The organism is Achromobacter sp. (genome assembly GCF_050285565.1).
In the GTDB taxonomy this organism is placed as follows: Bacteria; Pseudomonadota; Gammaproteobacteria; order Burkholderiales; family Burkholderiaceae_B; genus Achromobacter.
Genome location: NZ_JBLZXG010000006.1, coordinates 23270 through 46356, shown reverse-complemented (window position 1 = coordinate 46356; position 23087 = coordinate 23270). Strand labels below are relative to the sequence as shown.

Here is a 23087-nt window from a genome sequence, read left to right as displayed (position 1 = left end):
CCTTACAGGCGAAGATCGGATTCGGCGGGCGACAACACGTACTTCAAGTCATAAAGAATATGTTCCGGCTTGCCCAGCTTGCGGATGCCCTCGGCGCCCATGTCCTTGAACTGGTGGTGCGCCACCGCCAGGATCACGGCGTCGTACTTGCCCTCTTCGGGCTTGGCGACCGGCGTGATGCCGTATTCATGCACGGCCTCTTCGGGTTCGACCCACGGGTCGTAGACGTCAACGTCGACGTTGTAGTCGCCCAGTTCCTTGACGATGTCGACAATGCGGGTATTGCGCAGGTCGGGGCAGTTTTCCTTGAAGGCCAGGCCCATCACCAGCACGCGCGCGCCCTGCACATGGATGCGGCGCTTGGTCATGGCCTTGACCAGTTGCGACACCACGTAGCTGCCCATCGAATCGTTCAGGCGGCGGCCCGCCAGGATGATTTCGGGGTGGTAGCCGATCGACTGCGCCTTGTGCGTCAGGTAGTACGGGTCCACGCCGATGCAGTGGCCGCCCACCAGACCCGGACGGAACGGCAGGAAGTTCCACTTGGTGCCGGCGGCCTGCAGCACGGCTTCGGTGTCGATGCCCATCTTGTTGAAGATCAGCGCCAATTCATTGATCAGCGCGATGTTGACGTCGCGCTGGGTGTTCTCGATCACCTTGGCGGCCTCGGCCACGCGGATGCTGGCGGCCTTGTGGGTGCCGGCGATGATGATCTGCTTGTAGAGCTGGTCCACCAGCTCGGCCACTTCCGGGGTCGAGCCCGAGGTGACCTTCTTGATGGTGCTGACGCGGTGATCCTTGTCGCCCGGATTGATGCGCTCGGGGCTGTAGCCGGCGTAGAAATCGACGTTGAACTTCAGGCCCGACACACGCTCGAGCACCGGCACGCAGTCTTCTTCGGTGGCGCCCGGATAGACGGTGGATTCGTAGATGACGATATCGCCGCGCTTGAGCACGGCGCCGATGGTTTCGCTGGCCTTGACCAGCGGCGTCAGGTCGGGCTGCTTGTATTCATCGATCGGGGTGGGCACGGTGACGATGAAGACGTTGGCCTGGCCGAGTTCGGCGCGGTCGGCGGTGTAGGTCAGCTGCTTGGCTTCGGCCAGTTCGGCGTCGCTGACTTCCAGTGTGTGGTCGTGACCCGCCTTCAGGGCATCGATCCGGCGCGTGTTGATATCGAAGCCGATGACCGGGCGCTTCTTGCCGAATTCCACCGCCAGCGGCAGGCCCACATAGCCCAGGCCGACGATCGCGAGTTTCACATCCTGAATACGCAACATAATTCTCCCTTCACCGTAAGACGTTTACGGTATTTTAAATATGGTAGGGGTGATGAATGACCGGGCACCAAGGCGGCTGCCGCCTGGGAGCCCGAGAACTTAATCAGCTCTTAAGACGGACGGCAATAGCAGCCACCCCGGGCGGCGCCAGGACACCAGTCGCGCATACAGCCAGATATAGACGCCGGCGAAGACCAGCAGGCTGGCACTGAGCGCCCAGGCGTTGTCCCACCAGATGGTGGCGGGCACCAGGCCGATCAGCGCCAGCACCCACATGTAGGGCGACGCCAGGGCGTTGCACAGGGCCGGCACCGCGTGGCGGCGCCCCCGGCTGAAGGTCACGCGCACCAGGCGGCGGAAGACCAGCTGGTGCAGGTGCAAGGCATCCGGCTGGTCCACAGGCACGCCGCGCTTGAAGCGGCGGCGCCAGATCGAGAAACCGGTTTCGAAAACGGGGTAGAACAGTACCGCCAGCGCGTAGAACGGCGACACCGACGGATTGCGCACCACCAGCAGCACGGCCAGCTCGGCCAGCATGAAACCCAGGAAGTATGCGCCGCCATCGCCCAGGAAGACGCGGCCGAAGGGGAAGTTCCAGACCAGGAAACCAAGCGTGGCGGACGCCAGTGCCGCGGCCACCAGGAAGATCGGCACATCGCCCACCTGCAGCGCGACCAGGCTGATGGACACCGCCATCAGCGTCGCGACCATGCCGGCCAGCCCGTTCATGCCATCGACGATGTTCAAGGCATGGGTACAGCCGCCCACGGCGAACATGGTGAAAATGAGGGAAACGGGCCAATAGGACAGGACGTAATCCACCGGCGCCATGCCGACGCGGCTGACACCGCCCAGCAGCCACCAGGCGATGGCCGCGGACGCGAACGCCGCCAGCAGACGCTTGCTGGCGCCGATGTCCTTGGTGATATCTTCGAGCAGGCCCGCCACGAACACCGGCAGCGCCGAGACGAACAGCGCCGGCCAGAGCCAGGTCAGGGTCATGTTGTCGGGCCCGAGCACCAGCAGGCCCATGAGGGTGCCCGCCAGCACGGCCAGACCGCCCACGCGGGGCGTGGCGCGCGAATGGTTCGCTTGCGGTTTGTTGAGATCGCTGTCGCCGGTGAAGGCGCCATGCCAGCGCTCCGACGCCACGATGAGTCCCCCCACCATGAACGCGACCACGCATATGTACAGCCAGGTCACAAGGTCACCTCTGGTTGGTCTATCGAGACAGGCCGGCCATTATCGGCGGCAGGTGTAACGCCCATATATGGGAGGGATAAGGAAGTGCAATTCACCGGGACAGAACGTAACGCCCGCGAGCCGGCTTCACGCGTGGGCCTGAGCCCCCGGCTTGCCGGGGAGGCTGCGACGCGGCCGCACGAGAGTACGAATTTCATGAATCGATTGTAGAACTTTCCGCCCCTGAGCATACGAAATATCCAAGGGAAAACGCGAAGTCCGCGCCCGGACGATCACACCCTCGCGGCCCCGCTTCGTCCGAGGCCGGCGAATAAATAAAGGGACACATCACCCCCGCGCAAAAAAAAGCCCGAGATCGTGAGATCTCGGGCTAAATCCACCAAAGGAGGAGGGTGGAGGAGACAACCGTGGCATGTTGGGAGCCGCTTTCGCTCACTGCGCTGTCGGGGTTTGGCACCGCGCCGACTGCGTTTCAACATCCGATGAGATGCATAGTATCGAGTTTTTTTGTGCGATGCAAGAATTTTTTTGCGCCATGCGCCAGCCCCGGTCATGCGTTGCATTTTTGCCGCACCGGTTGCCACGACCGCCCGCAAAACCGCGCCCAGCAATGACCTTCGAAAATGCAGGGTTATTGCCGAAGGGGTTAACCCCTTGCGGATTTACCCTAGCCAAGGCCGGGTAATCCCGCCCTATGATTTGCACCGGAAAGGTGCATGTGGCACCAATTTGTGGCAAATATTGCGCATCGCAACATTTTGCTGCCCCAGGATGTGGCGGCCCGCCCTCAGCACCCGGCCTCAGACCCAATACGCCGTAGTCGTCATGACCTTGGACATGGCGCGCATGGCGGCCTTGACCGGCGCGGGCAGCGGCACGCCGCCGGCGGCCTCGGCGCTGGCACGGTGCTGGGCCTCGTCCTCCTTCATCTTCTGCACGATCTGACGCGAGCGCGTGTCCTGCCCGGGCAGCGTGCGCAGATGTCCTTCCAGGTGCGCCTCGACCTGTTTCTCGGTCTCGGCCATGAATCCCAGGTTGCGCGGCGCGCCCGCGTAGCCGGCCAGCAGCCCCAGGGCGAATGATCCGGCGTACCAGACCGGGTTCAGCAGGCTGGGCCGGCTGCCCAGTTCCGTCAGGCGCTGGTTGCACCACACCAGGTGATCGACCTCTTCGCCGGCCGCCTCCAGCAGCAGGGCGCGCGGCCCCGGTTCGCGGCACACCGCCGCCTGGCCCCGGTACAGCGCCTGGGCGCAGACCTCGCCCACGTGGTTGACCCGCATCAGCCCGGCCGCGTGGCGCTTTTCCCGCGCCGACAAGGTATCGGGCGCCTCCTCGGCGGTGGCCGGGTTGGGCCGCCCCGCACTGGCGTTGCCGGACAGCACGCGCAGGGCACGGTCGGCCTCGGCCAGCAGCGCGTCCAAGGGATTGGAACGGCGCAGGAAAGCGGTGGCAGCGGAGGGGGACAGGGACGGGGACATGGACAACTCCTGAATTGGTGCGCACACACCCCTGATGCGGGGCGGGGCTCTCACGCCTGGAATTGTACGCAACGGGTATCATCAGCCATTGACTGCGCTCAAGCACAAGGATCTGACAAATGGAATGCACGATCGACTGGGGCGGCCCCAATGGCATGCTCTTTACCGCCAGCACCGGCAGCGGCCATGTGGCCGTGATGGACGGGGCGGTGGACGGCGGCGGCCACAACCTGGCGCCCCGCCCCATGGAAATGTTGCTGGCCGGCACCGGCGGCTGCACCGCCTACGATGTCGTGCTGATCCTCAAGCGCGGCCGCCACGCCGTCACGGGCTGCAGCGTCAAGCTGCAGGCCGACCGCGCCGACGTCGACCCCAAGGTGTTCACGCGCATCCATTTCGCCTTCACCGTCACCGGCCGCAACCTGCCGCGCGCGGCGGTCGAGCGCGCCGTGCAACTGTCGCACGAGAAATACTGCTCGGCCTCCGCCATGCTCGAAAAGACCGCCGAGCTGACCTTCTCGGTGGACATCGTCGATACCCAGGAAGCCCCGGCAGCCGCCTGACTCCGCCCGTTGCCGGCGCCACTTCAGCCTTTTCCGATTCTGTACCCATGAAACAATACCTGGACCTCGTTCAATCCATCCTGGACACCGGCGCGTGGCAGGAAAACCGGACGGGCATACGCACGCTGAGCATGCCGGGCGCCTCGCTGCGCTTCGACCTGCAGCAGGGCTTTCCGGCCGTGACCACCAAGAAACTGGCCTTCAAGTCCGCCATCGGCGAAATGGTCGGTTTCCTGCGCGGGGTGCGCAGCGCCGCCGAATTCCGCGAACTGGGTTGCAAGGTCTGGGATCAGAACGCCAACGAAAACGCCCAGTGGCTGGCCAACCCCTACCGCGAGGGGCCGGACGACCTGGGCCCGGTCTATGGCGTGCAATGGCGCCAGTGGCCGGCCTACAAGCTGCTGGACGCCAGCCGCGGCGACCAGATCGCCGACGCCCTGGGCCGTGGCTACACCAAGGTGGCCGACCTGCACGAAGGCAGCGCGCCCAAGGTGCTGCTCTACAAGGCGGTCGACCAGTTGCGCCAGTGCCTGGACACCATCCACGAACGTCCGGGCGACCGCCGCATCCTGTTCCACGGCTGGAACTGGGCCCAGATCGAGGAAATGGCGCTGCCGCCCTGCCATCTGCTCTATCAATTCCTGCCGAACGCGACGACCCGCGAAATCTCGCTGTGCCTGTACATCCGGTCCAACGATGTCGGCCTGGGCACGCCGTTCAACCTGACCGAAGGCGCGGCCCTGCTGCACCTGGTCGGCCGCTTGACCGGTTACACGCCGCGCTGGTTCACGTACTTCATCGGCGATGCCCATATTTACGAGAACCATCTGCCGATGCTGCGCGAGCAACTGACGCGCACGCCCTACGAAGCGCCGCGGCTGGTGCTGTCGGACCGCATCCCCGACTTCGCCCAGACCGGCCGCTACGAACCGCAATGGCTGGAAAAAGTGGAGCCCGCCGACTTCTCGCTGGCCGGCTACACCCACCACGCCCCGCTCACCGCGCCGATGGCCGTCTGACACACTGGCTGACAGGACTTCCCCCCGGCCCGGCCCGCGCCGGGCGGCGGGCGCGCGCCGGCCAGCTCAGGTGAAGATTGGTGAGCTTCTGGAAGCGCGTTTTCGGTATAACCCATCCCTTAGCCTCGGACGCGCGTCCTGCAAGCCCAGCGCGCCGTCGCTGCTGAACGGCCCCTTGCCGCGCCGTGCCTGCCATTCGCCGCCTGACCGGATCATCCCCCCCGGTTGTGCCGACCGCCTGCAGGGCGGCGTCGCCCCCCATCCAGACAAGAGAGTATGTGAATCGCCCAGCGTCGACAGCAGGATTGCCTTGCAGCCTAGTTGCAACTGTTGACTACTAATTGATTTGAATTGAGGCCGGCGCGGCGGCTGTATGCGCTCAGGACAGGACCCCAAAAATGCTCGTTGGAACATATAACCCTTCGCTCGTCCTCGTATCCCTAGGGGTGGCCATCCTGGCGTCATACACGGCGCTGGGCATGGCCAACCGCGTGCGGGCCGCGAGCGGACTGCCGGCGGCGCGTTATTGGCTGGGCGGCGGCGCGCTGGCGATGGGCATCGGCATCTGGTCCATGCATTTCGTCGGCATGCTGGCGTTCAACCTGCCCATCCCGATGGGCTACGACCTGCCCCTGACCGTGCTGTCGCTGGCCATTGCCATCGGCTGCTCCGCGTTCGCCCTGTGGATCGTCTGCAAGGACGACCTGCCCTGGTCGCGACTGCTCAGCGGTGCCCTGCTGATGGGCGCGGGCATCGCCGCCATGCACTATATCGGCATGGCCGCCATGCGCATGATGCCGGGCATTGTCTACAACCCCGCGTGGTTCGCGCTCTCCATCGCGATCGCGGTGGCGGCCTCGGGCGCGGCGCTCTGGATCACGTACCGGCTGCGGCAGGACGGGCCGCGCGTGGCGCTGTCGCGGCCGCTGGCGGCCGTGATCATGGGGCTGGCGATCGTCGGCATGCACTACACCGGCATGGAAGCGGCCGGCTTTCCCGAGGGCAGCATCTGCATGGCGGCCGATGGCGGCATCTCCGCCGGCTGGCTCGCCATTGCCGTGACCGCGGTGACGCTCAGCGTGCTGGCCATCGCGCTGGTGGTGGCGGTGCTGGACAACCGCCTCGAAGCCCGTACCTCGGCGCTGGCCTCGTCGCTGGCCGAGGCCAACGAAGAACTGGTGCAACTGGCCCTGCACGACACGCTGACCAAGCTGCCCAACCGCATCCTGCTGGAAGACCGGCTGGAACAGGCCATCGAAAGCGCCAGCCGTCGCAAGGGCTATTTCGCGGTGCTGTTCTTCGACCTGGATGGCTTCAAGGCGGTCAACGACGCCTATGGCCACCACACCGGCGACGCCCTGCTGATCGACCTGGCCCAGCGCATTCGCCAGACCCTGCGCACCCAGGACACCGTGGCGCGCCTGGGCGGCGACGAGTTCATCGTGCTCAGCGAAGTGGTGGAGCCGACCGACGCCGCCAATGTGGCCGACCGCCTGATCGAAGCGATCGCGCGGCCGGTGATGGTGTACGGCCATGAAGTGCTGGTGACCTCCAGCGTCGGCATCGCCATCTACCCCAACGACGGCGAGGACACCCATGCGCTGCTGACCAACGCCGACGCCGCGATGTACCACGCCAAGCGGCTGGGCGGCACCGGCTACAGCTTCTTCGAGCCGTCGATGAACGCCGACGCGCACGAACAGATCGAACTGCTGCACGACCTGCGCCTGGCGCAGGAACGCGAGCAGTTCGTGCTGCACTACCAGCCCAAATACGAAGCGCCGGCCGGCCCCATCATCGGCGCCGAGGCGTTGCTGCGCTGGAATCATCCGACGCGCGGTCTGGTGGGGCCGGACGAGTTCATCCCCACGGCGGAAAAGACCGGCCTGATCCTGTCGATCGGGGAATGGGTCATCAACGAGGCCTGCCGCCAGATGCGCGAATGGATCAATGCCGGGCAAGGCCATTGGACCATCGCCGTCAACATCTCGGCGCTGCAATTCGCCCATGCCAGCCTGGTCGAGACGGTGCGCGCCGCGCTGGCGCGGCACGACGTGCCGCCATCGTGCCTGACGCTGGAAGTCACCGAGTCGACGGCCATGCGCGACGCCGAGGCCAGCCTGACCGTGCTCAAGCGCCTGTCGGGACTGGGCGTGACGATTTCGATCGACGATTTCGGCACCGGCTATTCGAGCCTGCTGTATCTGAAGCGGCTGCCGGCCACCGAGCTGAAGATCGACCGCGGTTTCGTCAACCAACTGGAAAACGACAACGAAGACGCCGCCATCGTCTCGGCCATCGTCGCGCTGGCCCAGCAGTTGAACCTGCGCATCGTGGCCGAGGGCGTCGAAACCTCCGCCCAGCAGAAATTCCTGACCGGCCTGGGCTGCGATTCGCTGCAGGGCTTCTTGCTGGGCAAGCCGATGCCGGCCAGCGAATTCCTCGAACACGCCGCCAGTTGAAGCGGCGCCGGGCGCGCAACGGGCCGGCCAAATTTGCTACGCTTGGGCACTCCCGCCGGTCTTGCCGGCCGTTTTCCTGACTGATCCCGCCCGCATGTCCGCCCCCCGCCTGACCCTGATCGTCGCCTATTCCACCAACCGCGCCATCGGCCGCGACAACGCCCTGCCCTGGAAACTGCCAGGCGACCTGGCGCACTTCAAGCGCAGCACGCTGGGCCATCCGATCATCATGGGCCGCAAGACCTGGGACTCGCTTGGCCGGCCCCTGCCCGGCCGCGCCAACATCGTCATCAGCCGCAACCCCGCCTTCGAGGCCGCCGGCGCCACCGTGGCGCCGACGCTGGAAGCCGCCATCGCCGCCTGCGGCGACAGCGCCGAGGCCTTCGTCATCGGCGGCGCGCAGATCTACACGCAGGCCCTGGCGCTGGCCAGCCGCGTGCTCGCCACCGAGGTCCACGCCGAGGTCGACGGCGATGCCTTCTTCCCGCTGCTACCCGGCTTCCAATGGCGCGAAACCGCGCGCCAGGCGCAGCCCGAGGAAAACGGCTACCGCTACGACTTCGTGACCTACGAGCGCGCCTGAACGCGGTGGCGCCGGGTTCGCCCTGGCGCCGCCGCGCGCGGTCGATGCCGCCTACGCCGCGCCCGCGTTGCGCATGAAGCGCCACAGCGCCGGCGCTTCCGAATACGCCACGTTGAAGCGCACCCACGGCGTATCGGCCTCGTCGGCCTCGAAATACGACCCTGGCGCCAGCCAGATGCCGTCCTTCAAGGCCAGCCCGGCCAGGCCATTGGCGCCGCGCTCGCGCCATTGCCCAGCCACCTTGGCCCACAGGAACAGGCCCGCCCGCGGCCGCGCGTAGATCTCGAAACCATGCTGCGCCATCAGGTCCGCCACGGCCACATGGGCCTGGGCCAGCCGTTCGCGGGTGCGTTCGATGTGGGCCCGGTAGCGGCCCTCGCGGATGACCTGGTGCACGATGCGCTCCATGATTTCCGGCGAGGTCAGCCCCACCGCCATCTTGGTGCGCGCGATGTCGCGCGCCAGGTCGCGGTGCGCCACCACGTAGCCCACCCGCACCGACGGGCTGATGACCTTGGAATAGCCGCCCAGGTAGACCACCCGCCGGCCGCCGTCCAGCGCCGCCAGCATGGGCGTGACGCCGGGCGCCAGTTCACGCGAAATGTCGTCTTCGACCACCCACAGCCCGTGGCGCTCGGCCAGTTGCAGGATGCGGAAGGCGTTGGCCATGCTAATGCTGGCGCCGGACGGGTTCTGCAAGGCGGTGTTGACGAACAGCGCGCGCGGCCGGTGCTGCGACGCGGCCTGCTCCAGCGCCTCGCAATCCAGCCCGTCCAGCGTGCGCGCCACCGGCACCACGCGCAGACCGGCCAGGCGCAACATCTGCAGCAGGTTGGCGTAGGCCGGCTGCTCGACCAGCACGGTATCGCCGGGCCGCAGCAGCGTGCGGATCACCATGTCGAGCCCGTGCGTCACGCCCTGGGTCAGCAGCACCTGCGACACCTCCACTTCCATGCCCTGGGCGCTGAGCGTGGCGGCGATGGTTTCGCGCAGCGGCGCGTAGCCGTAGGGATGGCCGTAGTTGGCGATGCGCATGGCCGGCACCCGGCCCATGTGCCGCAGCGCCATGTGCAGCCCCTCTTCATTGAGCCATTCGCCCGGCAGCCAGCCGCAGCCCGATTTGATGGGAATGGAGTGATCCGCGAAGATGTCCGACAGCAGCCAGGCCGCGTTCAGCCGCGGCGGCTCCCAGGACTGCGGCTGGCCCCGGCGCGGCGGCGCGTCGGGCGAGGCCACGCGGTAGCCGGCGCCCGCACGCGCGGCCAGCCAGCCCAGCGACACCAGCCGGCTGTAGGCGCTGGCCACGGTGAAGGTGCTGACCTGGTATTGACGCGCGAAGTCGCGCACCGAGGGTAGGGACATACCCGGACGCAGCTCTTGCGCCTCGATGGCGCGCAGCACGGCCGCCACCACCTGGTCCACCAGGGTCGGCGCCTGGCCCCGGGCTCGCACGGGTTGGAAGTCGATCACGGCGCTACGCTATCTGTACAGTTGTCATGCCTGCAACTATACAGTTAGCCCGGTTTGCGCGGATTGTATATTTTCATTCCTCGCCGGACGCACCAGAATCAATCGCATCCCGCCGGCCGCCCGCCCGCAAAGCGCGCAGGCTCCGGCGCCTGTCCTTCCCCTGGAGCCGCCATGAACGCCCCCGCCGAGTTGCCCGACCTGTCCCATCTCTGGATGCCCTTCACCGCCAACAAGCAGTTCAAGGCGCATCCCCGCATGCTGGCGTCGGCCAAGGGCATGTACTACACCTCGGCCGACGGCCGCCAGGTGCTGGACGGCACCGCCGGCCTGTGGTGCGTCAACGCCGGCCACGGCCGCCAGGAGATCGTCGAGGCGATCTCGCGCCAGGCCGGCATCATGGACTACGCGCCCGGCTTCCAACTGGGCCATCCCCTGGCCTTCGAGGCCGCCACGGCCGTCGCCAGCTTCATGCCGCAAGGCCTGGACCGCGTGTTCTTCACCAATTCCGGCTCCGAGTCGGTCGACACCGCGCTCAAGATCGCCCTGGCCTACCACCGCGCCCGCGGCGAAGGCCAGCGCACCCGCCTGATCGGCCGCGAGCGCGGCTACCACGGCGTGGGCTTCGGCGGCATCTCGGTCGGCGGCATCTCGACCAACCGCAAGACCTTCTCCGGCGCGCTGCTGCCCGCCGTGGATCACCTGCCCCACACCCACAACCTGGAGCAGAACGCCTATTCCAAGGGCCAGCCGGCCTGGGGCGCGCACCTGGCCGACGAACTCGAACGCATCATCGCGCTGCACGACGCCTCGACCATCGCCGCGGTCATCGTCGAACCCATGGCGGGCTCGACCGGCGTGCTGATCCCGCCCAAGGGGTATCTGGAAAAGCTGCGCGAGATCACCTCCAAGCACGGCATCCTGCTGATCTTCGACGAAGTCATCACCGCCTACGGCCGCCTCGGCGCGGCCACCGCGTCGGAATTCTTCGGCGTCACGCCCGACCTGATCGCCATGGCCAAGGGCGTCAGCAACGCCGCCGTGCCGGCCGGCGCGGTCGCGGTGCGCCGCGAAGTGCATGACGCCATCGTCAATGGCCCGGCCGGCGGCATCGAGTTCTTCCACGGCTACACCTATTCGGCCCACCCGCTGGCGGCCGCCGCCATCCTGGCGACACTGGACATCTATCGCCGCGAAGACCTGTTCGCCCGCGCCCGCAAGCTGTCCGGCGCCTTCGAGCAGGCCGCCCACAGCCTGAAGGGCGCGCCGCACGTGATCGACGTGCGCAACCTGGGCCTGGTGGCCGGCGTCGAACTGGCGCCGCGCGCCGGCGCGCCGGGCGCGCGCGCCGCCGAAGTGTTCCAGAAGTGCTTCGACAGCGGCCTGATGGTGCGCTACACCGGCGACATCATCGCCATCTCGCCGCCCCTGATCATCGAGCAGGCCCAGATCGGCCAGATCTTCGAGCAGATCGGCAAGGTGCTCAAGGAAGTCGCATAGTCCCCGGCGCGGCGCCTGACGCCGCGCGCATCGCACGCAACGGCGGGCAGCCCCGGGCCGCCCCGTGCCATTTTCAAAGAACCCCGCTTCGAGCTTTCCCATGAAGAAGAATCTTCCGCACTACATCAACGGCCAGCCCTACGACGGCCGCAGCAGCCGCTACGCCGACGGCTTCAACCCGGCCACGGGCGAAATCATCACCTCGGTGCCGCTGGCCTCGCCCGACGAAGTGGCGCTGGCCGTGGCCGCGGCCAAGGCCGCCTTCCCCGCCTGGTCGGAAACCCCGGCGCTCAAGCGCGCCCGCGTGCTGTTCAACTTCAAGGCGCTGTTGGACAAGCACCAGGACGAACTGGCCGAACTGATCACGCGCGAGCACGGCAAGGTGTTCTCGGACGCCAAGGGCGAAGTGATGCGCGGCATCGAAGTGGTCGAATTCGCCTGCGGCATTCCGCAGTTGTTCAAGGGCCAGTATTCCGACCAGATCGGCGGCGGCATCGACAACTGGAGCATGCGCCAGGCGCTGGGCGTGGTGGCCGGCATCACGCCGTTCAACTTCCCGATGATGGTGCCCTGCTGGATGTTCCCGGTGGCCATCGCCTGCGGCAACACCTTCGTGCTCAAGCCGTCCGAACGCGATCCCTCGGCCTCGCTGCGCCTGGCCGAACTGCTGACCGAGGCCGGTCTGCCGCCGGGCGTGTTCAACGTGGTGCACGGCGACAAGCAGGCGGTGGACGCGCTGATCGCGCATCCCGACGTCGAGGCCCTGTCCTTCGTCGGTTCGACCCCGATCGCCGAATACATCTACGCCGAAGGCACCCGCCGCGGCAAGCGCGTGCAGGCCCTGGGCGGCGCCAAGAACCACCTGGTGGTGATGCCAGACGCCGACCTCGACCAGGTCACCGACGCGCTGATGGGCGCGGCCTATGGCTCGGCCGGCGAGCGCTGCATGGCGATCTCGGTGGCGGTGGCGGTGGGCGACGTGGCCGACCAGGTGATCGAGCGCCTGGTCCCGCGCGTCAAGGCGCTGGTGGTCAAGGACGGCATGCAGGGCGATGCCGAAATGGGCCCGCTGGTCACGGCGCAGCACCGCAACAAGGTCATCGGCTACATCGAGGACGGCGTCGCCGCCGGCGCCGAACTGGTGGTCGACGGCCGCGACCTGAAGGTGCCGGGCGCCGAAAAGGGCTTCTTCCTGGGCGGCACGCTGTTCGACAAGGTCAAGCCCACGATGAACATCTACCGCGAAGAGATCTTCGGGCCGGTGCTGTGCGTGGTGCGCGTGCCCGACTTCGCCGCCGCGGTCGAACTGATCAACGCGCACGAGTTCGGCAACGGCGTGGCTTGCTTCACCTCCGATGGTGGCGTGGCGCGCGCCTTCGCCCGCCAGATCAAGGTCGGCATGGTCGGCATCAACGTGCCGATCCCGGTGCCGATGGCCTGGCACTCGTTCGGCGGCTGGAAGCGCTCGCTGTTCGGCGACCATCACGCCTACGGCGAGGAAGGCATCCGCTTCTATTCGCGCTACAAGAGCGTGATGCAGCGCTGGCCGGACAGCATCGCCAAGGGCGCGGAATTCACCATGCCGGTGGCCAAGTAATCATGTAGACGCTCTCACCGCCCCGAGCCGCAAAGCGGCCGGGGTTTTGCCGAAAGACACACAACAAGGGGAATCCTGATGCGCATCGGGATCGGCGGCTTTCAGCATGAAACCAATACCTTCGCGCCATCGCGCGCGGCCTGGGAAGACTTCGCCGACAAGGGCGGCGGCTGGCCGAAACTGGTCAGCGGCCCGGCGCTGTTCCCGGCCGTGGCCGGCGCCAACATCCCGGTGGCCGGCTTCATCGAGGCCATGCAACAGCACACGCTGCTGCCGGCCACCTGGGCCGCGGCCAGCCCGTCCGGCCCGGTCACCGAGGATGCGTTCGAACGCATCAGCGCGCTGATCCTGCAGGGCCTGCAAGCGGCCATGCCGCTGGACGGCGTCTATCTCGACCTGCATGGCGCCATGGTCACCGAACACCTGGACGACGGCGAGGGCGAATTGCTCAAGCGCGTGCGCGGCCTGGTGGGCCCCGACGTGCCGGTGGTGGCCAGCCTCGATCTGCACGCCAACATGACACCCGCGATGGTGCGCCACGCCGACGCGCTGGTCTGCTATCGCACCTATCCGCACATCGACATGGCCGAGACCGGCCAACGCGCCGCCGCGCTGCTGGCGCGGCGCCTGGCCGGCGCGCCGCGGCCCTGCGTGGCGCTGCGGCAACTGCCCTACCTGATTCCACTGTGCTGGCAATCGACCGACATCGAACCGGCGCGCACGCTCTACCAGATGGTGGGCGAGATCGAGACGCGCGGCGCCCAGAGCGTGTCGCTGGCCACCGGTTTTCCGGCGGCGGATTTTCCCGATTGCCTGCCCGCGGTGTGGGCCTATGGCGCGACCCAGGCCGACGCCGACGCGGCCGCCGACACCCTGGCGCGCGCGGTGCTCGATGCGGAGCGCGATTTCGGCGGCACGCTCTACACGCCGGATGACGCCGTCGCCACCGCTCTGCGGCTGGCGCGCGACGCCGATGGCCCGGTGGTGATCGCCGACGCGCAGGACAACCCGGGCGCGGGCGGCAGTTCCGACACCACCGGCCTGCTGCACGCGTTGATCCGCCACCAGGTGCGCGACGCCGCCATCGGCCTGATCGTCGATCCGGAAGCGGCGCTGGCCGCGCATCGCGCCGGCGCCGGTAAAACAGTCCGCATTGCATTGGGTGGACATTCGGGTATTCCCGACGACGAGCCCCTGGACGCCGAGTTCATCGTGGAGAAAACTTCGGATGGACGTTTCGACACGCACGGCGCGTTCTACCGCGGCTTTCACATGGATCTGGGCCCCAGCGCCTGTCTGCGCATCGGTGGCGTGCGCATCGTGGTGGCGTCCAACAAGGTGCAAATGGCCGACCAGGAAATGTTCCGTTTCGCCGGCATCGAGCCGCGCCGCACGGCGATCCTGGCGGTCAAGAGCTCGGCGCATTTCCGCGCCGACTTCACGCCCATCGCGCATACGATCCTGGTTTGCGCCGCGCCGGGCTCCATGCTGATGGATGCGGCAAAACAACCATGGACACGGTTGCGTCCCGGTATCAGAATGGCGCCTTGCGGTCCGGTCTTTGCCGGCGCCGCAACCGACTGACCCTCGCACGCCGCGCCCGGGGCGCGGCGCGTCAACGACGTAGCGGCAATCCGCGCCGCTCACTACGCATAAAAGGGGAATTTCATGCTCAAGTTCGTCCGCGCGGCCGCGTTCGCCGGCGCCACCCTGCTGATGGCCCACGGCGCCTACGCCGACACCGTCATCAAGGCGGTGATGCACTCGCCGCTGCGCCTGACCGATCCGCACGCCACCACCGCGTACATCACGACGTGGCACGGCTACATGATCTACGACACCCTGCTGGCCACCGACGCCGACAACAAGATCCAGCCGCAGATGCTGGAAAAATGGGATGTCTCGGCCGACGGCAAGACCTACACCATGACGCTGCGCCCGGGCCAGAAATGGCACGACGGCAAGCCGGTCACGGCCGAGGACTGCGTCGCCTCGATCAAGCGCTGGGCCGCCGGCGACGGCATGGGCCGCACGCTGCTGAAATTCACCGACAAGATCGAAGTCATCGACGACAACAGCTTCCGCATCGTCATGAAGGAACCCACGGACCTGGCGCTGCGCGCCCTGTCCAAGCCCACCGGCACCGCGCCCTTCATGATGCCCAAGCGCATCGCCGAACAGGCCATCGGCCAGCCGATCACCGACATGACCGGCTCGGGCCCGTTCAAGGTGGCCGAATTCAAGCCGGGCGTGAAAACCGTCTACGTCAAGAACGCCGACTACGTGCCGCGCAAGGAACCCGCCAGCGGCCTGGCCGGCGGCAAGGTCGTGAACGTGGACAAGGTCGAGTGGGACGTGATGCCCGACGCCCTGACCACCGCCAACGCCCTGCTGGGCGGCGAGATCGACTTCGTCGAGCAGTTCCCCTACGACCTGCTGCCGATGGTCGAGGGCAACAAGGACCTGAAGGAAGAGTCGCTCAGTCCGGTCGGCTACTTCACGATGTACCGCTTCAACTTCAAGCACCCGCCCTTCAACAACAAGAAGATCCGCCAGGCCGCGATGTACGCCATCGGCCAGGAAGACGTGATGAAGGCGCTGGTGGGCAATCCCAAGTACTGGAAGACCTGCGCCTCGCTGTGGGGCTGCGGCACGCCGCTGGAATCGGACATTGGCAAGGACGTGGTGGTGCCCTCGAACATCGAGAAGGCCAAGGCCCTGCTGAAGGAAGCGGGCTACGACAACACCCCGATCCTGGTGATGCACGCCACCGACGTCGGCACGCTGTCGGCGCAGCCGGTGGTGATGGCCCAGGCCCTGCGCAAGGCCGGCTTCAACGTCAACCTGGCGGCGATGGACTGGCAGAGCGTGGCCACCCGCCGCGCCTCCAAGGCGGCGCCGGCCGAAGGCGGCTGGAACATCCACAACACCAACTGGTACGCCACCGACGTGATGGACCCGGTGCGCTCGGCCCCGGCCGCGGCCAACGGCGACAACGCCTGGTTCGGCTGGCCCGACTTCCCCCAGGTCGAGGAACTGCGCACCAAGTTCGCGCTGACCTCCGATCCGGCCGAGCAGAAGAAGATCGCCGATGAATTGCAGCGCATCGGCATCGACGAAGGCCTGTACGTGCCGCTGGGCCAGATGTCCGTGCCCACCGTCTACACCACCAAGCTCTCGGGCCTGGTGCACGCGCCGGTGTTCGCGTTCTGGAATGTCAAAAAAGCCCCTTGACGGGCAGGTAGTTCAGGGGGAAATACATGCTGGCATTCGTCTCACGCCGGCTCCTCGCGACCATCCCCGTTCTGGTGATGGTCGCGGTGGTGGTCTTTGCGATATTGCGTCTGAGCCCGGGTGACCCGGCCATCATCATGGCGGGCGACGGCGCCACGCCCGAGCGGATCGAGCAGATACGCCAGACGATGGGCCTGGACAAGCCGGTGGCCAAACAGTTCTTCATCTGGGGCGGCAAGCTGCTGCAGGGCGACCTGGGCACCTCGCTGATGTCCGGCGTGCCGGTCACCCAGCTCATCGGCCAGCGCCTCGAACCCTCGTTGAGCCTGGCGCTGCTGACGCTGGTCTTCACACTGATCGTGGCGATTCCGCTGGGCGTGCTGGCGGCCTGGCGCCAGGGCCGGCTGCTGGACCGCGCCGTCATGGGCTTTTCGGTGCTGGGCTTCTCGGTGCCGGTGTTCGTCACCGGCTACCTGCTGATCTGGGCCTTCGCCATCAAGCTGGGCTGGTTCAACGTGCAGGGCTACACACCGCTGGCCAACGGTTTCTGGCTGTTCCTGCACCGGCTGATCCTGCCTGCGCTGGCGCTGTCCACGGTGTACATCGCCCTGATCGCGCGCATCACGCGCACCAGCGTCATCGAGGTGATGGGCGAGGACTTCATCCGCACCGCGCGCTCCAAGGGATTGACCGAAACCGGCGTGCTGCTGGGCCACGCGCTGCGCAATGCGGCCGTGCCCATCGCCACGGTGGTGGGCCTGGGCATCGCCCTGCTGATCAGTGGCGTGGTGGTGACCGAATCGGTGTTCAACATCCCCGGCCTGGGCCGGCTGGTGGTGGAAGCCGTGCTGGCGCGCGACTATCCCGTGATCCAGGGGCTGACGCTGTTCTTCGCCTTCGTCTACGTGTTCATCAATCTGGTTGTCGATTGCGCCTATACGGTGTTCGACCCCCGTATCCGATACTGAGGCCACGCCATGCAAACGCCAACCGACGCCGCTGTGCAGGCGGCCGCCGACCTTCCCGGCGGCGGCACGCCCCATGTCACCGCCTGGCGCCAGATCCGCCAGGGCCTGAAAAGCTGGCCGGTGATGCTGGCCCTGGTGGTGCTGGTCGCCATCATCGCCATTGCCCTGTTCGCGCCGTTCCTGGGCACGGTCGATCCGACCCTGCTCAATCCCGGCGCGCGCCTGAAGCAGCCTTTCACCGATTACCTGTTCGGCACCGACGCCTTCGGCCGCGATGTCTGGTCGCGCGTGGCCTATGGCGCGCGCGTCTCGCTGATGGCGGGGCTGGGCGCGGCGGTCGTCAGCGTCACCATCGGGCTGGTGGTCGGCGTCATCGCCGGCTGGTTCCGCTCGCTCGACGGCATCATCATGCGCACCATGGACGCCATCATGGCGATTCCCGGCATCCTGCTGGCGATCGCGCTGGTGTCGGTCACCGGCGCCAGCCTGACGACGGTGCTGGTGGCCATCACCATTCCCGAGATTCCGCGGGTGGTGCGGCTGGTGCGCGGCCAGATCCTGAGCGTGCGCGGCGAGCCCTACGTCGAGGCCGCGCTGGCGCTGGGCACGCCGCTGCCGCTGCTGCTGTGGCGCCACATGGTGCCCAGCACCATCGCGCCGCTGACCGTGCAGGGCACCTATGTGTTCGCCTCGGCCATGCTGACCGAGGCCATCCTGAGTTTCCTGGGCGCGGGCATCCCGCCCGAGATCGCCTCGTGGGGCAACATCATGTCCGAAGGCCGCATGTACTTCCGCATGCTGCCCGGCCTGATCCTGTTCCCGGGCCTGTTCCTGTCGCTGACCGTGCTCAGCGTGAACATCCTGGGCGACGCGCTGCGCGACGCCCTCGACCCGAAAATGGTGCGCAGGATCTGATGCCGATGACTTACTCTCCCACTCCCCCCGCGGGCGATGCCTCGTCCGCCGTGCTGGCGATCCGCAATCTGTCGGTGGAGGTCGGCGGCGCCGGCAACCGCGTGGTGCGCAACCTGAGCCTGGACGTGCATGCCGGCGAAACCGTCTGCGTGGTCGGCGAGTCCGGTTCGGGCAAGTCGGTCACCTCGCTGGCCGTCATGGGCCTGCTGCCGCCGGGCGTGCTGCGCATCAGCGCCGGCTCGATCCGCGTCGAAGGCGAGGACGTGGCCAACGCCACGCCGCGCCGCCTGCGCGAGCTGCGCGCCACGCGCATGGCCATGGTGTTCCAGGAACCCATGACCGCGCTCAATCCCGTGCACACCGTCGGCAAGCAGGTCGACGAAGTGCTGCGGCTGCACCGCCGCATGTCGGCCGCCGAACGCCGCGCCAAGGTGCTGGACATGTTCCGCTCGGTGCATCTGCCCGATGTCGAACGCATCTACGACGCCTATCCGCACCAGCTCTCGGGCGGCCAGCGCCAGCGCATCGTGATCGCCATGGCGCTGATCCTGGAGCCCAAGCTGCTGATCGCCGACGAGCCGACCACGGCGCTGGACGTCACCACGCAGAAGCAGATCCTGCTGCTGATCAAGGAATTGCAGATCAAGCACCAGACCGCCGTGCTGTTCATCACGCATGACTTCGGCGTGGTGGCCGAGATCGCCGACCGCATCGTGGTGATGAACCGCGGCGACCTGATCGAAAGCGGCACGCGCAACGAGATCCTGGCCGAACCCAAGCAGTCGTACACGCGGCGCCTGGTGTCGTCGGTGCCCAGCCTGGTGCCCTCGCACCGCGCCGCGCCCGCCGGCCAGCCGGTGCTGCACGTCAAGGGGCTGGGCCGCACCTACGGCGGCAGGCGCTCGCTGTTCTCGCGCAGCGCGCCACAGAACGTGATCGCCGCGGCCGACGTCAACCTGACGCTGCGCAAGGGCGAGATCCTCGGCATCGTGGGCGAATCCGGCTCGGGCAAGTCGACCGTGGCGCGTTGCATCGTGCGCCTGATCGAACCCACCGCCGGCCACATGATGATGGGCGGCGAAGATCTCAGCACGCTGTCCGGCGCGGCCTTGCGGCCGGTGCGCCGCCGTATCCAGATCGTGTTCCAGGACCCGTACCGTTCGCTCAACCCGCGCCGCACCGTGGGCGAGTCGATCATCGAGGGCCTGCTCAATTTCGGCGTGCCGCGCGAACAGGCGCTGCAACGCGCTGGCGAAACGCTGTCCGTGGTCGGCCTGAGCCCCGACGCCATGCGGCGCTACCCGCACCAGTTCTCGGGCGGCCAGCGCCAGCGCATCTGCATCGCCCGCGCGCTGGTCATGGACCCGGAGATCCTGGTGGCCGACGAAGCCGTGTCGGCGCTGGACGTCTCGGTGCAGGCACAAGTGCTGGAACTGCTCGAACAGGTGCGCGAGCGCACCGGCGTGGGCGTGCTGTTCATCACACATGACCTGCGCGTGGCCGCGCAGATCTGCGACACCATCATGGTCATGCAGCGCGGCAAGGTCGTCGAGACCGGCGCCGCGCAGGCCGTGCTGACCGATCCCCGCCACGAGTACACCCGCGCCCTGATCGACGCGGCGCCCGGGCGCGACTGGGACTTCCGCAATTTCCGGCCCGTGGCGGCCGGACTGGCGGCCCCCGCCGCTTAAGGGCGCCCCCCGCAACCCAGGCATCCCCCCGCAATTGGAATCCACCATGTCGCAACCGCATGAACTCTCGGCCCAGGAACTGCTGGCCGCCTATCGCAACAAGACCCTGTCGCCGGTCGAGGCGACGCGCTCGGTGCTCGATCACATCGCGCGCTGGGAGCCGCACATCCACGCCACCTATGCGCTCGATCCCGACCAGGCGCTGAGTCAGGCGCGCGCCTCCGAGGCGCGCTGGATGAAAGGCGAGCCGCTGGCCTGCGGCGGTTATTCGCTGGACGGCGTGCCGGCCACCATCAAGGAGAACATCGCCACCCGGGGCGTGCCGGTGCCGCTGGGCACGGCGGCCACCGACCTGACGCCGGCCACGGCCGACGCGCCGCCCGCGGCGCGCATGCGCGAGGCCGGCGCCGTGGTGCTGGGCAAGACCACCATGCCCGACTACGGCATGCTGTCGTCCGGCCTGTCGAGCTTTCATGCGCTGACGCGCAATCCCTGGGATCTGTCCAAGAACCCCGGCGGCTCCAGCGCGGGCGCGGGCGCGGCGGCGGCGGCAGGCTACGGCCCGCTGCACATCGGCACCGACATCGGCGGCTCGGTGCGCCTGCCGGCGGCCTGGTGCGGCATCGCCACGCTCAAGCCCAGCCTGGGCCGCATCCCCATCGACCCGCCGTTCATGGGCCGTTGCGCCGGCCCCATGACGCGCGACATCGCCGACGCCGCGCTGATGATGGGCGTGCTGTCGCAACCCGACGCGCGCGACCACATGAGCCTGCCATTCCAGGACTTCGACTGGCTCAACCTGGATGTCGAGGTGCGCGGCCTGCGCATCGGCCTGCAACTGGATGCCGGTTGCGGCCTGCCGCTGGATCCCGAGATCCGCGCCGCCGTCGACGCCGCGGCGCGCCTGTTCGAGGCCGCCGGCGCCATCGTCACGCCGCTCGATCCGTGGATGACCCCCGGCATGCTGGACGGCGTGGACCGCTTCTGGCGCACCCGCTCGGCCATCGACCTGGGCGCCCTGCCCGAGGCGCGCCGCGCCCGGATCCTACCGTTCATCCGCGCCTGGGCCGAGAGCGGCGGTGGCCAGTCCGGCGAGGACGTGTTGCGCAGCTACTACGAAACCCTCAACGTGCGCGCCAGGACGGTGGCCGCCACCGCGCCCTACGATTACGTGCTGTCGCCAGTGGCGCCGGTGGTGGCCTACAACGCCGAGTGGGCCGCGCCCACCAACGAAGTGGCCACGACCATGCACCACATCGGCTACACGCTGCCCTACAACATGAGCGAGCAGCCGGCCGCCTCGGTCAATTGCGGCTACACCCGCGCCGGCCTGCCGATCGGTTTGCAGATCGCCGGGGCGCGCTTCGACGACCTCGGCGTGCTGCGCATGGCGCGCGCCTGGGAACGCATGCGCCCGGCACAGCAGCCCTGGCCGCAACCGCCCCGGGCCGCCTAGCGCCTGGCGGCAGTCGCGCCCCCCCCTTCCCTTTGGCAACCCACAGGAATTCCCATGCGTTGGCTTCTGGCAATGATCAAGCACGAGACGAACACCTTCTCGCCCGTGCCGACCCCGCTCGCGCGCTTTTTCCGCGGCAACCCTGACATCCTGGCCGGCGAGCGCGCCATCCGGGCCTACGAAAACACCGACAGCGGCCTGGGCGGCTACATCGAGGTGGCGCGCCGCGCCGGCGCCGAGATCGTGGTGCCGGTGGCCGCCGAATCCTGGCCCAGCGGCCCGGCCAGCGCCGAGACCCACGAGCGGCTCTGCCGGCTGGTGCTGGACGAGGTCCGCAAGGGCGGCTACGACGCCATCCTGCTGGATCTGCACGGCGCCATGGTGGCCGAGGGTGTGGAAGACGCCGAGGGCGACCTGCTGCGCCGCCTGCGCGAGATCGACCCCACGACCCCGGTGGCGGTGACGCTGGACATGCACGCCAACATCTACCCGGCCATCGTCGACAACGCCACTGTCATCAGCGGTTTTCACACCTACCCGCACGTGGACATCCGCGAAGCCGGCGTGCGCGCGGCCAACGTCATCGTGCGTACGCTCAAGGGCGAGATCAAGCCGGTGATGACCTGGGCCAGCAAGCCCATGCTGCCGCACGTCATGTGCCAGGGCACCCATGCCGAGCCCAACAAGTCGCTGCAGGAACGCTGCCGCCAATTGGAGGCCGAGGGCGTGCTGGCCGCCTCGGTGTTCGTGGGCTTCCCGCACGCCGACATCCGCGAGGCGGGCCTGAGCGCCGTCGTCTGTACGGACGCCAACCCGGCCCAGGCGGCGCAATACCGCGACGAACTGCTGGAGCGCGCCTGGAACGATCGCGCCAAATGGGTATTCCATTCCGAGCCGCTGGCGCCCACCATTGCCCGCGCCAAGGCCATCGAGCAAGGCCCGGTGGTGCTGCTGGATCACTACGACAACACCGGCTCCGGCGGCACCATGGACACCACCGCGGTGCTGGCCGAAGTGCTGCGCCAGGAACTGGACAACGTGGTGTTCTATGCCATCTGTGACCCGCAGGCGGCGCGCGAGGCCGCCACGGCCGGCGTCGGCAGCACCATCACCCTGCCGCTGGGGGGCAAGGTGGACATGCCCGCCATCAACCGGCGCGGCGAGCCGCTCACCGTCACGGGCCGGGTCAAGCTGGTGTTCGACGGCGTCTACCTGAATCGCGGCCCGATGTATCGCGGCGTGCGCAACGATACCGGCCTGACCGTGGTGATCGACACCGGACGGGTCGAGATCGTCGTGGTGTCGCGGCACCAGGAGCCTTTCGACATCAATTGCCTGCTGTCGGCCGGCATCGACCCGCTGCAGAAGCGCTATGTGGTGCTCAAGAGCCGCATCCACTGGCGCGCCGGCTTCTCCGCCATGGCCACCGAGATCATCGAATGCACCGGCGTCGGCGTCACCACCTCCGACTACGGCCAGCTCGACTTCCAGCACGTGCGGCGGCCGATCTACCCGCTCGATCCGCTGTAAACCCGGGTTGTCGACAATATGGCCGGCGTCCTCGGGACGCCGGCTTTCATTTTGAAATCTTCAGTAACCGTGCGCACGGCCGCGGGCAACCCCGCCTCGGTATACTCGCCGCGGGTCCTGACAGGCCGATGAATGCGTCCT

17 protein-coding genes are annotated in these 23087 nt (G+C 67.7%); 13 read left to right on the top strand and 4 right to left on the bottom strand.

All coding sequences use genetic code 11. The features are described from left to right. Positions 1–2: 2 nt before the first annotated feature. The 3 genes from tviB to coq7 form a co-directional block, all read right to left on the bottom strand. Positions 3–1280: a Vi polysaccharide biosynthesis UDP-N-acetylglucosamine C-6 dehydrogenase TviB gene (gene tviB, locus ACN6O8_RS13740; RefSeq protein ID WP_427991584.1), complete on the bottom strand. Its 1278-nt coding sequence runs from the start codon at positions 1278–1280 to the stop codon at positions 3–5. 99 nt (positions 1281–1379) lie between these two features. Then, a complete protein-coding gene (locus ACN6O8_RS13735) occupies positions 1380–2483 on the bottom strand; it encodes an MraY family glycosyltransferase (RefSeq protein WP_049076208.1) in 1104 nt (367 codons plus the stop codon). A gap of 800 nt (positions 2484–3283) precedes the next feature. Next, positions 3284–3961 carry a 2-polyprenyl-3-methyl-6-methoxy-1,4-benzoquinone monooxygenase gene (gene coq7 / locus ACN6O8_RS13730; RefSeq protein ID WP_427991583.1) on the bottom strand — a complete coding sequence of 226 codons (678 nt, stop codon included), beginning with the start codon at positions 3959–3961 and terminating at the stop codon, positions 3284–3286. Positions 3962–4080: 119 nt separating this feature from the next. On the opposite strand from coq7, the gene ACN6O8_RS13725 reads away from it, so the two are divergent. The 4 genes from ACN6O8_RS13725 (at position 4081) to ACN6O8_RS13710 (ending at position 8588) form a co-directional block, all read left to right on the top strand. After that, positions 4081–4524 carry an OsmC family protein gene (locus ACN6O8_RS13725; protein ID WP_006391405.1) on the top strand — a complete coding sequence of 148 codons (444 nt, stop codon included), beginning with the start codon at positions 4081–4083 and terminating at the stop codon, positions 4522–4524. 47 nt (positions 4525–4571) lie between these two features. Beyond that, positions 4572–5543 (top strand): thymidylate synthase, encoded by a 972-nt coding sequence (locus tag ACN6O8_RS13720; protein ID WP_427991582.1) that lies wholly within the window; start codon positions 4572–4574, stop codon positions 5541–5543. Between the two features lie 398 nt (positions 5544–5941). After that, entirely contained in the window at positions 5942–8005 is a 2064-nt protein-coding gene (locus ACN6O8_RS13715) for a putative bifunctional diguanylate cyclase/phosphodiesterase (protein ID WP_427991581.1), read from the top strand. A gap of 94 nt (positions 8006–8099) precedes the next feature. Further along, entirely contained in the window at positions 8100–8588 is a 489-nt protein-coding gene (locus ACN6O8_RS13710; protein WP_427991580.1) for a dihydrofolate reductase, read from the top strand. A 51-nt stretch (positions 8589–8639) separates the two neighbouring features. Here the strand turns inward: ACN6O8_RS13710 and ACN6O8_RS13705 are convergent, their stop codons facing one another. Beyond that, positions 8640–10058 (bottom strand): PLP-dependent aminotransferase family protein, encoded by a 1419-nt coding sequence (locus tag ACN6O8_RS13705; protein WP_427991579.1) that lies wholly within the window; start codon positions 10056–10058, stop codon positions 8640–8642. 171 nt (positions 10059–10229) lie between these two features. Here ACN6O8_RS13705 and ACN6O8_RS13700 point away from each other — a divergent pair, with 171 nt between their 5' ends. The 9 genes from ACN6O8_RS13700 to ACN6O8_RS13660 all read left to right on the top strand — a co-directional run bounded on the left by ACN6O8_RS13700 (position 10230) and on the right by ACN6O8_RS13660 (position 22946). Continuing rightward, on the top strand, positions 10230–11555 hold the full coding sequence (locus ACN6O8_RS13700) for an aspartate aminotransferase family protein (RefSeq protein ID WP_427991578.1): 1326 nt from the start codon (positions 10230–10232) through the stop codon (positions 11553–11555). 100 nt (positions 11556–11655) lie between these two features. Next, positions 11656–13152, top strand: a complete 1497-nt coding sequence (locus tag ACN6O8_RS13695; protein WP_427991577.1) for a CoA-acylating methylmalonate-semialdehyde dehydrogenase — start codon at positions 11656–11658, stop codon at positions 13150–13152. A gap of 78 nt (positions 13153–13230) precedes the next feature. Then, entirely contained in the window at positions 13231–14736 is a 1506-nt protein-coding gene (locus tag ACN6O8_RS13690; protein WP_427991576.1) for a M81 family metallopeptidase, read from the top strand. Between the two features lie 84 nt (positions 14737–14820). Beyond that, the gene (locus tag ACN6O8_RS13685; RefSeq protein ID WP_427991575.1) at positions 14821–16386 is read left to right on the top strand and encodes an ABC transporter substrate-binding protein; all 1566 of its coding nucleotides are present in this window, start codon (positions 14821–14823) and stop codon (positions 16384–16386) included. A 26-nt stretch (positions 16387–16412) separates the two neighbouring features. Then, positions 16413–17354 carry an ABC transporter permease gene (locus ACN6O8_RS13680; protein WP_427991574.1) on the top strand — a complete coding sequence of 314 codons (942 nt, stop codon included), beginning with the start codon at positions 16413–16415 and terminating at the stop codon, positions 17352–17354. Positions 17355–17363: 9 nt separating this feature from the next. Beyond that, positions 17364–18269, top strand: a complete 906-nt coding sequence (locus ACN6O8_RS13675) for an ABC transporter permease (protein WP_427991573.1) — start codon at positions 17364–17366, stop codon at positions 18267–18269. 5 nt (positions 18270–18274) lie between these two features. Then, positions 18275–19960 carry an ABC transporter ATP-binding protein gene (locus ACN6O8_RS13670; protein WP_427991572.1) on the top strand — a complete coding sequence of 562 codons (1686 nt, stop codon included), beginning with the start codon at positions 18275–18277 and terminating at the stop codon, positions 19958–19960. A 46-nt stretch (positions 19961–20006) separates the two neighbouring features. Further along, entirely contained in the window at positions 20007–21416 is a 1410-nt protein-coding gene (locus tag ACN6O8_RS13665) for an amidase (protein ID WP_427991571.1), read from the top strand. A gap of 54 nt (positions 21417–21470) precedes the next feature. Beyond that, complete coding sequence (locus ACN6O8_RS13660) at positions 21471–22946, top strand: M81 family metallopeptidase (RefSeq protein ID WP_427991570.1); 1476 nt, start codon at positions 21471–21473, stop codon at positions 22944–22946. The last annotated feature ends 141 nt before the right edge of the window (positions 22947–23087 follow it).